This is a genomic window from Undibacterium pigrum (genome assembly GCF_003201815.1).
Classification (GTDB): Bacteria; Pseudomonadota; Gammaproteobacteria; order Burkholderiales; family Burkholderiaceae_D; genus Undibacterium; species Undibacterium pigrum.
This window is the reverse complement of the sequence record NZ_QJKB01000001.1, coordinates 1293210-1307815: the sequence shown is the minus strand read 5'-3', so window position 1 is coordinate 1307815 and position 14606 is coordinate 1293210. Positions and strand designations below refer to the sequence as shown.

Here is a 14606-nt window from a genome sequence, read left to right as displayed (position 1 = left end):
TACAAAAAAAGCCACCAGTGCATATGCCTGGTGGCTTTTTCTATGGCATTTGACTATTTACCCCACGTACTTTGTCTTATGCAGCCAGTCTTTTCTTCCCAGGCGCTGTCAGCATATAGCTGTCGTTCGAACTGCTGGCCAGATGCAGATGCTGGGCTTCTGTAGTAATCGTCGATGTCTTGAAAACACTCACTGCCGCACCCAGGGAAGCTGCCTGTTCTTCCAGTTTAGCCGTGGACTCACTCGCCATTTCTACCAGTCGGGTATTGTCCTGGGTAATTTCATCGATGTCAGCAATCGCCCGGTTGACGTCAGAGATGCCCACGCTTTGCTCCTGGCTGGCCTTGGCGATTTGCTTGATGAGTTCTGTGACCACTTGCACATTGTCGGCAATATTGCGCATGGTTTGTCCTGCGGTATTGATCATCTTGCTGCCAGCTTCCACTGCCTGGCCGGAAGAGGCGATCAAGCCCTTAATCTCCTTGGCGGCATTGGCGCTGCGTTGTGCCAGGTTACGCACCTCTGCGGCTACTACGGCAAAGCCACGGCCTTCCTGGCCGGCTCTGGCGGCTTCTACTGCGGCATTCAGGGCCAGGATATTGGTCTGGAAGGCAATGCCGTCCATGACGCCTATGATCTCGGTAATCTTTTTGGCACTGGCGGTGACAGTCTGCATGGACAAGATACTGTTCTCCATGACTTGTAGCCCCTGCTGTACCCGCTCAGCCGAGCTATGCATGAGGCTGTTTGCCTGTGCAAGGTTGCCCGCATTTTCTGACATGGTGGCGGTCAGCTCATCCATCGCGCTGGCAGTCTGTTGTAATGATGCTGCCTGGCTTTCAGTGCGGCTTGCCAGGTCAGTGTTTTCATCATGAATTTCCCTGGCAATGACATCTACGGTTTGCGCACTCAGACGTATATTGGCAACCAGGCTGCTCAATTCTGCATTCATCCTGCCCACCGCATTAATTAACTGCGCCAGTTCATCCTTTCCGGGACTGCTAACGCGGTTTTGCAAATTGCCTGCTGCAGTTTCTGCTACGGCTTTTGCCAGTATTTTGAGGTCCGAGGTCAGAGCCTGATAAATCGCCATCAGGAAATAACTGGCTAACAGCAAGAGCAAAATAATACCAATCGACATTTGCCAGGCATGCTGGTTGGCTTTGGCAATTTCATGGGCCAAATTATCGGCGATGAGATTAGCGATCACTGTTTTCGTAGCTTGCAGCGCTTGCAAATTGTCGGTGCCAGCCTGCAGAAATGCCTGTCCGTTACTCTGGTTGACAGAGGCCAGCACTTCATCCTGAGAGCGCTCCAGAAATTTCTTTGCCCCGGTGATGCTGGCTTGAACATTGCTGTTTGCCGATGCATACTCTTTGCCCTGCGCGCCCAGGTTTTGCATGCTGGATGCAAGCTCGGACAAATTTAGTTTTGTCAGCATGTGCAGGGAATTCAACATTACATCTTCACCAGCTTCAAATAAACCTGTGTCAATATAAGCAGCACCGCGTCCGGTGATCACGGATAGTTTTTCTTCTATTTGTGGCAGGGAGCTGAGATAGATGTTGACCAGTTGGTGAGTTGTTAAATCACTATCCAGTGCCAGTTTGGAACTATTGGCAATTTCTGTGATCTCAAGCTCTATCGCGTTCAACAGCTTGCCATATTCGGTGAAGCTGTCGGTTGCCTTTAGTGTTGCCTGCTTTGAAGTCTGGGCAGTCCATGCTTGTCTGATGGAGCTGTTTTGCTCAGTCTGTTTAAGCAGGTTTTCTATCTTGCCTTGATTTTCACTGATGCTGGCGTCCAGTTGCTTATTGCCCAGGATGCGCATGTGTTGCAGGGCTCTCTGCCTTTGTATCAGCTGGCGTAGTTCATATTTTGTGGCAATGGCCTTGATGGCAGCCTGTTTTTCCTGGATTTGCAAAACGTCTTGCCGCAGATTCTGGAATAGCAGTGCCAGCACGATAAGCAAGGGAATCGCAAAGGCCAGGGCAACAAAACTAAGCTTGTGCGCGATCTTTACGTTGCGCAAAAGACGGATGGCGGGGGAGGTAAGTAGAGTCACTTTGATATACCAAATGAGTTTGTGAAAGCATGTAGTGTCAAGCTAGGGCGAAGCCTAAACCGTGAATATGACTATGCAGTGACAGCAGGCAACATCCTTGCAGGCGGCAAGGTTTTTTCATGTTCTGTTTGAATTTCAAATTGGCAATGCCCACTTTTTTTATAAGGATTAGTTAAATCAAACGTTTGATTTATGTGTTAGTATGCCTGGCATGAAAACACCTGGTCAGAAAAAAGCCGTGAAACAACAAGCTCAACGACAAGCCCAGCCAGAAAGCCAGGTTGCCACTGCCGACGGAAAAATATTGCGTGTCGATGGCCTTGAGGCGCGTACGCGTTTGCTGGATGCAGCACTGCAATTATTCGCTGAAAGAGGCTATGCAAAAACTTCCACCAGAGAAATTGCCAAGGCTGCTAATGTGAATATATCTGCTATCAGTTATTATTTTTCTGATAAAGCTGGTTTGTACCGTGCCGTATTTAATGATCCGCGTACCAATCCCAATGTAGACCCAGCCATATTTGAGCAGGAAGATGCGGACTTGCGCTCTACCTTGTTAGCCTTGATCTGCACCTTTACTGACTCAATGAAGCAGGGGGAGTTGATGGAAACTTGCATGAAATTGCATTTCCGCGAAATGCTGGAGCCTACCGGCTTGTGGATGGAAGAGATTGACACTGCCATCAAGCCTTCGCATCTGGCCATGGTCAAATTCTTGTGCAGGTATCTGGGCATCAGCAAGGCAGATGATGATGTGCACAGGCTGGCTATTTCTATCTCTGGTCTGGCGATTTCCTTGCTGATCAGCGGTGACGTCATACAGGCGATCCGGCCTGCTTTGATTGCCAAGCCCAAGGCGATTGATGTCTATGCTTCCCGGCTGGTGGATTTTGCCATCGCCATGTGTGATGACGAAAAGCGTCGTCGCTTAGCTGTGAAAACATAGCGAATATATAGAGAATTCTGATTAACCACATCCTCGACAACGACATGACTATACGACGTTTCCTTCTTATCCCGGCCATGGCAACACTGCTTGCTGCATGTGCCACTACCAATCCCCCCGCATCTAGTTCAGCCAGCCTACCAGCGCAATGGCAGGCTATCTTGCCTGCTGCAGAAAAAAACACTGAATTGCGTAACTGGTGGCAAACAAATGGCGACGCTAGCTTATTGGAGCTGATTGAGGCTGCGCAAAAAGTCAGCCCTACACTGTCGCAAGCATGGTCACGCATGGAAACAGCCAGGGCCGCACGGGTTGCTGCTGGCGCGGCATTACTGCCTTCGCTGGATGGTGTGGCCAATGCAACACGTGCAAAAAACCAGCCAGGCATGCCAGTGGCGACAACGGCACAGGCAGGCTTGCAAACTTCCTGGGAACTGGATTTGTTTGGCGGCAACCGTGCCAACAATCAAGCCGCCCAGGCTACGCTGGAAGGTAGTCAGGCGCTATGGCACGACGCCAGGATATCTGTGGCGGCCGAAGTGGCACAGTTATATTTCTCGGCACTGAGCTGCCAGCAAGTGGCAGACCTGAGCTGGCAAGATGCCAAGTCGCGCGCCGAAACTGCCAGGGTGACTGAACTCAGTGCGCAGGCTGGCATGTCGGCCACTGCTACCTCGGCACTGGCACGTGCCAGTGCGGCAGAAGGTAATAGCAGGGCCATTCAGCAAGCCGCATTATGTGACCTTGATATCAAGGCCCTGGTTGCGCTGACCGCCAAGCCTGAGGCTGAGCTGAGACAATTGCTCAATAGTGCGCAAGCCAGTTTCAAAAATCTGTTGCCGCTGGCTGTGAGCACTTTGCCGGCCCAGTTACTGACGCAGCGTCCAGACGTGTTTGCTGCTGAAAAAGATGTAGCTGCTGCCAGTTCGCAGGTTGGTGCAGCCGAGGCGCAGCGTTATCCACGTCTCAGCCTTAGTGGTTCGATAGGGACCATGCGTTATAGCGCCGGCGGCAGTGACACCCGTATGGATACCTGGTCAGTCGGCCCGCTGGCATTGACTTTGCCCATCTTTAATGGCGGCCAGACCACTGCCAATATTGAAGCCGCGAAGGCAAGATATCTGACGGCCAGCAGCAACTATCACGGCAAAGTCAGGCAGGCAGTCCGTGAAGTTGAAGAAGCACTGGTGAATTTGAATAGCACCGACGCCCGTCGCCTTGATTCTGAAATTTCAGCGCGTGGCTATGACCAGGCCTTGCAGGCGACGGCACTGCGCTACAACCGCGGCATGGCCAGTTTGCTTGAACTGGAGGATGCAAGGCGCACCGCCTTTGCTTCCCAGTCTGCCCTGATCACGCTGCAACTCGATAGAAATCGTGCCTGGATTGCCTTGTACAGAGCGCTGGGTGGTGGCTGGGACTTGAGCGCGCAAGCAGCCAGCCAGTCCAAAACAAATTCCTGAATTTAAAATAACAGAAAGCGTATTCGACATGAAGAAACTTATTGCACGCAAACCACTGTCCCTGAGTCTGGCTGGCATGATCGCCCTTGGAGCAGGTGGCTTATGGTTGTCAGCCAGTTCCAGCGCCGCAGAAGAGCCTTCCAAGACAGCCTCTGCCTCAACACCGGCAGCAAAGGTCAAGCCAGCGTTGACAGTCACCACCACCAAGGCCACCAGCGGTAACCTGGTCATTAAGCTGAGCGCCAATGGTAGTGTCGCCGCCTGGCAGGAAGCCTTGATAGGATCAGAAGCCGCCGGACTGCGCATACAGGAATTGCATGCCAATATAGGTGATGTGGTCCAGCGTGGACAATTGCTGGCCAGCTTTGCCAGCGAAACCGTGAAAGCTGATCTGGCACTGGCACAAGCCAGTCTGGCTGAGGCGCAGGCCAATCTGGCTGATGCTGCTGCCAATGCTGAACGTGCCCGCACCCTGCAAACCAGTGGTGCACTCAGCGCCCAGCAAGTAGGCCAGTACCTGACTGCAGAACAAACTGCCAAGGCCAGGGTAGAGTCTGCCAAGGCTGGCGTCGATGCCCAGCAATTGCGCATGCGCCATACCCGCGTTGTTGCGCCTGACAGTGGCATCATTACCGCACGTGCAGCTACCCTGGGTTCTGTCGTTGGTAATGGCGCAGAATTGTTCCGCATGATACGTCAGGGTCGTCTGGAATGGCGTGCTGAAGTAACAGCCAGTGAAATGGCAAAAATAGTAGCCGGTACTGAGGCCATCGTCACTGCACCAGGCGGTGCGCAATGGAGGGGCAAGGTCAGGGTAGTGTCGCCTACGGTTGATGCGCAAACCAGGATGGGCCTGGTGTATGTTGATCTGGTGCCTGAGACTGCTGCAACTGCGAGTGCAACTACGCCTGGCAAACCACAATCAGCTACAGCCTCACTGGCATTCAAGCCTGGCATGTATGCCAAGGGTGAATTCGTCATGGGCAGTTCACAAGCCTTGACCATACCTCAGCAGGCCGTGGTGGTCAGAGATGGTTTCAGCTATGCCTTCCGTTTGAATGCAGATAACCGGGTTACGCAAATCAAGTTGCAAACCGGGCGTCGTATCAGCAATGCGCAAGGTGACCTGGTTGAAGTGGTCTCAGGCCTGAACGCCGACAGCACGATAGTTTCCAGCGGTGCTGGCTTCCTCAATGATGGCGATACGGTAAAAGTGGTGGCGGCAGTCAAGCCAGCTAATGCTGCCGTAAAAAACTAAGGGGTTCATGTGAATTTCTCTTCACTCTCAATTAAAAATCCCATACCGGCGATCATGCTGTTTATCTTGCTGACGCTGGCAGGGATATTGTCGTTCCGCTCCACCATAGTCCAGGATTTCCCTGACATTGAATTGCCTATCGTTACCGTCAGTGCCCCCTTGTCCGGTGCAGCACCAGCGCAGCTGGAAACTGAAGTCGCCCGCAAGATAGAAGATGCGGTCGCTTCCTTGCAAGGTGTGAAAAACGTCTACACCAAGGTGCTGGATGGCAATGTTGAAGTCACGGTTGAGTTCATCCTGGAAAAAGTAATTTCAGATGCAGTCAATGAAGTGCGTGATGCAGTAGCAACCGTGCGTGCTGATTTGCCTAGCGAAATGCGTGACCCTACCGTGACCAAAGCATCCACTGCTGGCCGTGTCATCATGACATATACGGTAGAAGCTGCAGAAGATGGCAAAGACAGTAAAGTCATTGCTGGTGAAAGCAGTAAGCCAGATGCACAAGAGCTTAGCTGGTTTGTTGATAACACAGTCGCAAAACGCTTGCGTGCCGTACCTGGAGTCGGCGCGGTCAGGCGTATGGGTGGCGTCAGCCGTGAAGTGCGGGTTGAGCTTGATACTGCCAAGATGGCTGCATTGAATGTTGCCGCCGTTGATGTATCACGCCGTTTGAAACTGGTACAGCAAGAGGCGCCAGGTGGCCGTGGTGATGTCAGTGGTGCCGAACAATCCGTGCGCACTATTGCTACTGTCAAGACGGCTGCTGAACTGGCTGTTCTGGATATTCCTTTGCCAGATGGCAGGCATATACGTCTCGATCAGGTGGCGAATGTACTTGATACCGTCAGTGAGCCACGTTCTGTCGCTACCCTGGATGGCAAGCCTGTGGTTGGTTTTGAAGTCTTCCGTACCAAGGGCGCCAGTGAAGTTGATGTGGCCAAAGGTTCGCATGCAGCGGTCGATGAATTGCAGGCTGCGCATCCAAACATGAAGTTTCACCAGGCCATAGATAATGCCCAGCCGGTAGAAGAAAACTTCGATGGCTCGATGGACTTGTTGTATGAAGGTGCCTTGCTGGCCATCCTGGTGGTATTCTGGTTTTTACGTGACTGGCGCGCAACGCTGGTGGCGGCAGCTGCTTTGCCTTTGTCCGTGATACCTACCTTCCTCGGTCTCAAGTATTTTGGTTATACGCTTAACACTGTGACTTTGCTGTCACTGGCACTGGTGGTGGGCGTGCTGGTCGATGATGCGATTGTGGAAATCGAAAACATCGCCCGCCATTTGCACATGGGTAAAACGCCTATGCAGGCAGCCATGGAAGCGGCGGATGAAATTGGTATGGCCGTTATCGCCACGACCTTTGCCCTGGTTGCGGTGTTCTTGCCTACTGCCTTCATGGGTGGTGTGCCGGGTCTGTTCTTCAAGCAGTTTGGCTGGACAGCGGTGATTGCGATTCTGGCTTCGCTGGTGGTGGCGCGTCTGTTGACGCCTATGATGGCAGCTTACATCATGAAAGCTCCCAAGCCAGGTAAGGCTGGCGAGCATGGTCAGGCAGATGGCTGGCTCATGACCCGTTATATGAAAACCATGCAATGGTGTTTGCGCCATCGTCTGGTCACGATGATAGCAGCAACGGTATTTTTCATTGCTTCGATTGCACTGGTTGGTTTGCTGCCAACCGGGTTTGTTCCTTCAGCCGACCGGGCGCAGACGCAAGTCAGTATAGAACTGCCACCTGGTAGTACGCTGGCAGAAACCCGTACCGTCGCTGAGCAGGCCAGGCTTGCCATCATGAAGAACAAGGAAATTATCAATGTCTTCAGTTCTATCGGTGGTGGTTCCAGTGGTGATGCTTTTGCTCCGGGTGCAGCGGCAGAAGCCAGGCGTGCAGTTCTGACAGTAACAGCAGTGCACAGGAACAAGCGCAAGGATTCAATTGCTGACATTGATGCGAAAATTCGTACAGAAATAGCTGACATTTCTGGTGCAAAATTTACCGTAGGCCCACCAGATACCGGTGTCAAAATGCAGCTGGTCTTACAAAGTGAAGATCCTTTGGCCCTGGTTGAAGCGGCGCAAAAAGTTGAGCGTGAATTGCGCACGCTGAAAGGCGTAGGCAATGTCAGCTCCAGTGCTTCGCTGGTCCGTCCTGAAATCATTGTGCGTCCAGATGTGGCCAGGGCAGCCGATCTTGGTGTGACCGCGGCTGCAATTGGTGAAACTGTGCGCGTGGCGACTGCTGGTGATTACGACCAGGCTTTGCCGAAGTTGAACCTGTCGCAACGCCAGGTGCCTATCCGTGTCAAATTGCCTGACAGCTTCAGGGCAGATTTGTCTGAAATAGAACGTCTGACCGTGCCAGGTAAAAATGGTCCCGTCATGCTGGGTAGTGTCGCCAGCGTCACGATGGAATCTGGCCCCGCACAGATAGACCGTTTGAACCGCAAACGCAATGTGACCCTGGATGTGGAGCTGGGTAGCCGTCAACTGGGTGAAGTCAATGAAGAAGCGCGCGCCTTACCAAGCATGAAAAACCTGCCGCCATCAGTCAGTATTGCTGAGCTGGGCGATGCACAGGAGATGCAAGCTCTGTTCGCCAGTTTTGGTATTGCCATGCTGATCGGTGTGCTGTGTATCTATGGCGTTTTGGTTCTGCTGTTCAAGGACTTCTTGCAACCAGTGACTATCCTGGCCGCTTTGCCTTTGAGTATAGGTGGTGCTTTCGTGGCTTTGCTGGTGACGGGTCGCGCCTTGTCCATGCCATCCATGATAGGTTTGATCATGCTCATGGGTATCGTGACCAAGAACTCTATCTTGCTGGTTGACTATGCAGTATTGGCAAGAGAAGCAGGCATGAGCCGTTTTGATGCTCTGGTGGATGCCTGCCATAAGCGCAGCCGCCCGATCATCATGACTACCATCGCCATGGGTGCAGGCATGATGCCGCTGGCTCTGGGTTGGGGTGCTGACCCCAGCTTCCGCTCACCGATGGCGATTGCCGTGATTGGTGGTTTGATTACCTCAACCTTGCTGAGCTTGCTGGTGGTGCCAGCCGTGTTCACCTACATTGATGATTTTGAACATTTGCTTGGGAAAATCCGTGGCATGTTCAAGGGCAAGCATGAGAATACACCTGATACCAAACCTGTTTAAGTTTATTATTATGGCAATCTGAGTTGTAGGCAGTATGAACTGCGTATAAAACTGAGCAAGTAACGAAGCCCCGCAACATGATTGTTGCGGGGCTTCGTCTTTTTGTGCCTTGGATTTTCGTCTGCGCTATTTGCAATTGCTATTGAGTGTTTAAATTAATTGCTATTTGGAAATACAAGATGTAAATAAAAGTAACCTTAAGATAACTGAAGATATATCAGATTGTGAACTCTAATGATGCTTTGCTATAATGCGGCCAGATTTGTTACAAATTGTTTACTGCAGCACTTGCGCTAGCCGTGACATGCGAAAACTTGATGGAAAAATATAATAATGCGTGTTAATGGCGTTTGTTTCTCAATTGATAATTGTGCTGCCTGGGCTCCCGGTGTTGCCACTGCGGACGCATGGAAGGCATGGGCGGCTTCGCCATTTCCCTTTGCAGAAGATGCTGAGCCTGGTGTTGCAGCAATGCCAGCGATGTTGCGCAGACGCGCCGGCTTTCTGGGGAAAATGGCGCTGGAAGTTGCATATCAGTGCCTGAATGGGCAGACTAATGTTCCCACGGTATTTTGTTCCCGTCATGGTGAGGTGACACGTGCTGTCGATTTATTGACAGAGCTGATACAGGATAATTCAGTGTCGCCGACAGGTTTTGGTCTGGCCGTACATAACGCCAGTGCTGGTTTGTTTTCGATTGCACGCAAGGATCAGGCAAATCATATCGCCCTGGCTGGCGGTAAAAGTACAATAGAGCATGCCGTCATTGAGGCCTGTGGTTTGCTGGCAGACGGCGCACCCATGGTGATGCTGGTGGCTTATGATCAGACTTTGCCATCCGTGTTTACCGAATTTCAGGACTGTGATGAGCAAGCCTTTGCATGGGCCTGGCTGATGGTGCCAGCGCAGCAAGACGTGATTCATCTGAATTGGGATGAAGTTGATGAGCAGGACATAAACGCCAATGACATGTCAGGCGGATTGGAAGTATTACGTTTCCAAATCGGAGAACAAGCGCAGATGCAGCGTATAGTGGGTAAACGGCGCTGGCTGTGGTCTCGCCATGTTTGACAGGCTTGACCGTGGTTGGCGGGTTTTGGCTACAGGCATCAGCTTTTTGACGTTTGGCATAGGCGGTTTACTGTTGCGGGTACTGGTGTTCCCGGCCTTGTATGTGCTGGTATGGCAACAAGAAAAACGGACCAGGGTGGCGCGTAACATCATACGGTTGACCTTCCGTGGCTTTGTCGGCCTGATGCGGCTGCTTGGCGTCTTGCGTTATGAGATCACTGGTCTTAACAGGCTGGAGCGAGGTGGCTTGCTGATACTGGCAAATCATCCTACCCTGATCGATACAGTTTTTTTGATGGCTTTTGTTAAAAATGCAGATTGCATCGTCAAAAGTCATCTGTGGAATAACCCGTTTACCCGTGGTCCCGTAAGAGCGGCTGCTTATATCAGTAATGAGCAGGGTACAGAATTATTGGAAGCCTGTATCGCGTCTTTGCAGGCAGGCAATAATCTGATTGTGTTTCCTGAAGGAACACGTACTCCCGCTGACGGTGTTATCAGTTTAAAGCGTGGTGCCGCAAATATTGCGGTGCGCGGAGTTTGCGCAGTAACGCCAGTGGTCATACGTTGTGATCCGCCGACTTTGGGCAAGGGTGAGAAGTGGTGGCACGTGCCAGAACGTTTTGCGCAGTTCAGGATAGAAGTTAAAGAAGATATTCCGATCCAGCATTTTATTGGTGCTGGACAGTCGGATGTCATGGCGGCCCGTCATTTGACGGAACATCTGCAGCATTATTTTACCGAGGAAAATCAACGTCATGCTTGAGCAAGAAGTAAAAGAACTGATCATTGAAGTGTTGCAACTGGAAGATATCACGGCTGACGATATCGATAGTAACGCGCCTTTGTTTGTTGAAGGCCTGGGTCTCGATTCTATCGATGCACTTGAACTGGGTGTGGCACTGCAAAAGCGCTACGGTATCTCGCTCTCGGCTGATTCCGAAGATACGCGCCGCCATTTTGCATCGGTGAACGCACTGGCAGCATTAATTGCTGCAAATAGAAAGAAGTAAGGAGTCTGTAATGGTAGTGGTAAGTGAAATGAGCAGAGACGAGCTCTATGTCTGGGTAGTCGATTTGCTGGCTGAGATGTTTGAACTGGATAAAGCCAGTCTGACGCTGGAATCCAATCTGTATGCAGATCTGGACATTGACAGCATTGATGCAGTCGACCTGGCAGTCAAACTCAAGCAAATGACAGGCATGCGTCTGCAGCCTGAAGTGTTTAAAAAGATACGTACTATTGGCGACGTGATTGATGCCTTGCTCAATCTGCAGGCGGAGCAGTCAACATAGTTCGCGCTATCCTGACCGTTGTTGCGGTCATCCTTACGGTGCTGTATCCACTGGTCATCTGGTTTGGCCAGGGGCAGGTAGAGCCACGCTGGTTGGCTGCATTGCTGTTATTGGCGGCGGCAACCAGGTTACCCACATTCAAGGTCAGCCGGGTAGCGCGCTGGTCCATGTTCTGCGCCTTGCTGCTGGCTGGCTGTGCGGTGTGGGCCAATGCATTGCTTCCCCTTAAATTGTATCCGGTATTGGTGAATTGCGTATTGCTGGCTGTTTTTTCTTATAGCCTGGCAGTGCCACCATCCATGGTGGAGCGATTTGCGCGCCTGCGCGAACCTGAATTGCCTGACGTGGCAATCGCCTATACACGCCGTGTGACGCAAGTCTGGTGCGTGTTTTTCGTCATCAACGGGAGCATCGCTTTTGCTACGGCCATGTGGGCTTCGCCAGCTATCTGGTCGCTGTATACCGGTGTGATTGCCTATATCCTCATGGGGCTGTTATTCGCCATCGAATACCTGGTGCGCCTGCGCTTTAAACGAATTCATCATGTCTGATTTTTCTCCCGATCCTTGCCTTGCGCTGGTAGCTCGTCCCGGCCACGCCATTACAGGCTGGAATGCCTCGGGCGTTGTATCGCATAGCGATTTCATGCAGCGTATAGGCGCATGGAACGTTGCGATCCGTAATGCGCCAGGAACACAGTTCGCCCTGTACCTGGAAGACAGCCTGGAATTTTCTGCCGCCTTGCTGGCGGCCTGGCTGGAAAACAAAACGGTATGGCTGACCGCTGATACCTTGCCTGCCACATGTCTGGCATTGTCCAAATCTGTGGATGCATTTCTGGGTGAGTTCCCTGAAGAGTATCAGCCGGTAAAGGCGGGTATCAATGCTGCTCCTGTGATATTGAAAGCACTTGACCCTGATTTTACCGGTCTGGTCGTGCATACTTCAGGTAGTACCGGACAGCCGCAGGCCATACCCAAAAAACTCTCGCAAATGATGAGCGAAGTTGCTAGCCTGGAGCAGGTATTTGGCCAGCGTCTTGGCAATGCCGAGATTGTTTCTACCGTATCGCATCAACATATTTATGGCTTGCTGTTCAAGGTCTTGTGGCCTTTATCAGCCGGACGTGTCATCCATGCCTTGAGCGTCAACTTTCCTGAGCAACTTGCGCAAATATTGGCGCAGCGTGATTGCGCCTTGATTGCCAGTCCCGCTCACCTGAAACGACTGCCAGAACATCTGGACTGGCAGGCCGGCAAGCAAAGATTGCGCGCCATCTTTTCATCAGGTGGCCCACTGGCAGCAGAGACTGCATACGCAGTTGGCGATATGTTGGGACATGTGCCGTATGAAGTCTATGGCAGTTCTGAAACCGGCGGCATCGCCTGGCGTCAGCGCAAACCTGGTGCAATCGAAAGCTGGGAGGCTTTGCCCAGGGTTTATTTGCGCATAGCGAAAGAAGATTTGCTGGAAGTGCGTTCGCCACATCTGGGACAAATCGACTGGTTGCGTCTGGCGGACAAGGCGCAACTGACAGATAACGGTCGCTTGCTATTGCAGGGACGTAGTGACCGCATCGTCAAAATCGAAGAAAAACGTATTTCACTCGATGCCATCGAACAGGCTTTATTGGCTTCTGATCTGGTCAGTGAAGCCAGGGTCATCGCGGATCATGAAGTGCCTGGGCAAAGGCAGAAACTGTCTGCTTTTATCGTAGCGACTGAACAAGGCCGTCAACAACTTGCACTTGAAGGGAAGAGGGCATTCAACCTGCGCATGCGTGCAATATTGAGTGAGCTGGTAGAGGCGATTGCCTTGCCACGTCGCTGGCGTTATCTGGATCAAATGCCTGTCAATGCGCAGGGCAAGACCACGCTTGCACAACTGCATGCCTTGCTGGATGAAGCGGGTGATCCGCGCCCACGTTTGCCACAAATACGTTTGCTGGAACAAGCACCAGAAAAAGTATTGTTTGAGCTGATCGTACCGGCAACACTGTTTTATTTTGATGGACATTTCTCGGTGGCACCAGTGCTGCCTGGGGTAGTGCAACTCGACTGGGTCATCAAATATGCCCGTGAGTATTTTGCGCTGCCACCCATATTCAAGTCTGTTCATGCGCTGAAGTTCCAGCATGTCATCCATCCTGAAGTGCCCGTCATGCTTGAGCTCATACATGATGTAGTAAAAGACAGTTTGCAATTCCGTTATTTTTCTGAGGCCGGGCAACATGCCGGTGGTCGTATTATTTTCGCTAATGAAAAGCCCGCATGCTAGATAAGAAATTTTCCCCTGAACGTCAATCCGCTTTTGCTGCCCGTTTTGAAGCGCAAAAGATCGCTTTTGGTCCCGTCGTTTTTCAATGCGTACGTTATGCCTGGAAGCGCGGCATGTTGCAGGCACTTGCCGATGCAGGGGGCGCAGGTCTGACGGTTGCAGACATGGCAGCCACAGGTAAGTGGACTGAATATGCATTGAAAGTCGTGCTGGAAACCTGCCTTTCATCTGGCGTGGTGTACTTGAGTGCCGGTTCTTATGTGCTCGATAAAGCAGGCTATTGCGTACTTACTGACTCCATCACCCAGGTCAATCTCGATTTCAATCATGATGTTTGCTACGAAGGTTTGTTCAAGCTTGATGAGTCACTGGATAATGAAAAACCCCTGGGCCTGAGCGCCCTGGGTAACTGGCCCACGCTGTACCAGGGCTTGTCGCAATTGCCAGAGCCGGCAAAAACCAGCTGGTTTGCTTTTGACCATCATTATTCTGATACCTCTTTCCCCAGCATTTTGCCTGACGTATTTGCAACAGCACCACGCAAGCTGATGGACATTGGTGCCAATACTGGCAAATTCAGTTGCGCTGCGTTGGCCTACAATCCTGCTGTAGAAATGCATTTGGTGGATTTGCCACGTCAATTGTCGGTGGCGGAAGAAAATCTGAAAACCGCTGGCGTGCATGAGCGCGCCCATTTTCATTCCATCGATTTGCTGGATAATGAAGCAGCCTTGCCAGCGGGGATGGACATGATCTGGATGAGCCAGTTCCTCAGTTGTTTTTCAGAACCTGCCATTGCCAGTATCCTGCAACGCGCTGCCAAAGCACTGGCCCCTAATGGGCAATTGCTGATCATGGATACTTTCTGGGACAGGCAGCGTTATGATATCGCCGCATTTTGCCTCATCAATACTTCACCTTATTTCACGGCCATGGCCAGTGGTAACAGCAAGATTTATGAGAGCGCTGATTATGTGCGCCTGGCAGAAGCCGCTGGTCTGCAATTGATCACTACCCGCGACGATATCGGCTATTGCCATTCCCTGTTGCGCTTTGCGAAGGTGGAGAAGTAAA

The 14606-nt window shown here is 51.7% G+C and carries 12 protein-coding genes; 11 read left to right on the top strand and 1 reads right to left on the bottom strand.

Annotated features, from left to right (window positions below; genetic code table 11):
- Positions 1-76 precede the first annotated feature (76 nt).
- Positions 77-2065 carry a methyl-accepting chemotaxis protein gene (locus DFR42_RS05760; protein ID WP_146218789.1) on the bottom strand — a complete coding sequence of 663 codons (1989 nt, stop codon included), beginning with the start codon at positions 2063-2065 and terminating at the stop codon, positions 77-79.
- A 238-nt stretch (positions 2066-2303) separates the two neighbouring features.
- Between DFR42_RS05760 and DFR42_RS05755 the strand changes: the two genes are divergently transcribed.
- From DFR42_RS05755 to DFR42_RS05705, 11 genes are all read left to right on the top strand, one after another.
- A complete protein-coding gene (locus DFR42_RS05755) occupies positions 2304-3011 on the top strand; it encodes a CerR family C-terminal domain-containing protein (protein WP_245936837.1) in 708 nt (235 codons plus the stop codon).
- Positions 3012-3055: 44 nt separating this feature from the next.
- Positions 3056-4474, top strand: coding sequence for an efflux transporter outer membrane subunit (locus DFR42_RS05750; protein WP_110253935.1), 1419 nt, complete (start codon positions 3056-3058; stop codon positions 4472-4474).
- Between the two features lie 28 nt (positions 4475-4502).
- Complete coding sequence (locus tag DFR42_RS05745; RefSeq protein WP_110253934.1) at positions 4503-5732, top strand: efflux RND transporter periplasmic adaptor subunit; 1230 nt, start codon at positions 4503-4505, stop codon at positions 5730-5732.
- Between the two features lie 9 nt (positions 5733-5741).
- Positions 5742-8888 carry an efflux RND transporter permease subunit gene (locus DFR42_RS05740; RefSeq protein WP_110253933.1) on the top strand — a complete coding sequence of 1049 codons (3147 nt, stop codon included), beginning with the start codon at positions 5742-5744 and terminating at the stop codon, positions 8886-8888.
- 333 nt (positions 8889-9221) lie between these two features.
- Positions 9222-9959 (top strand): beta-ketoacyl synthase chain length factor, encoded by a 738-nt coding sequence (locus tag DFR42_RS05735; protein WP_110253932.1) that lies wholly within the window; start codon positions 9222-9224, stop codon positions 9957-9959.
- Positions 9952-10725, top strand: coding sequence for a lysophospholipid acyltransferase family protein (locus tag DFR42_RS05730; protein WP_110253931.1), 774 nt, complete (start codon positions 9952-9954; stop codon positions 10723-10725). The genes DFR42_RS05735 and DFR42_RS05730 overlap by 8 nt, the downstream gene beginning before the upstream one ends.
- Complete coding sequence (locus DFR42_RS05725) at positions 10718-10972, top strand: phosphopantetheine-binding protein (protein ID WP_110253930.1); 255 nt, start codon at positions 10718-10720, stop codon at positions 10970-10972. Before DFR42_RS05730 ends, DFR42_RS05725 begins: the two co-directional genes overlap by 8 nt.
- A gap of 28 nt (positions 10973-11000) precedes the next feature.
- Positions 11001-11255, top strand: coding sequence for an acyl carrier protein (locus DFR42_RS05720; RefSeq protein WP_110254261.1), 255 nt, complete (start codon positions 11001-11003; stop codon positions 11253-11255).
- Positions 11256-11293: 38 nt separating this feature from the next.
- Positions 11294-11806: a COG4648 family protein gene (locus tag DFR42_RS05715; RefSeq protein WP_245936836.1), complete on the top strand. Its 513-nt coding sequence runs from the start codon at positions 11294-11296 to the stop codon at positions 11804-11806.
- Positions 11799-13532, top strand: a complete 1734-nt coding sequence (locus DFR42_RS05710; RefSeq protein WP_110253928.1) for an ApeI family dehydratase — start codon at positions 11799-11801, stop codon at positions 13530-13532. The genes DFR42_RS05715 and DFR42_RS05710 overlap by 8 nt, the downstream gene beginning before the upstream one ends.
- Complete coding sequence (locus DFR42_RS05705) at positions 13526-14605, top strand: class I SAM-dependent methyltransferase (protein ID WP_110253927.1); 1080 nt, start codon at positions 13526-13528, stop codon at positions 14603-14605. The genes DFR42_RS05710 and DFR42_RS05705 overlap by 7 nt, the downstream gene beginning before the upstream one ends.
- Position 14606: the final 1 nt, after the last annotated feature.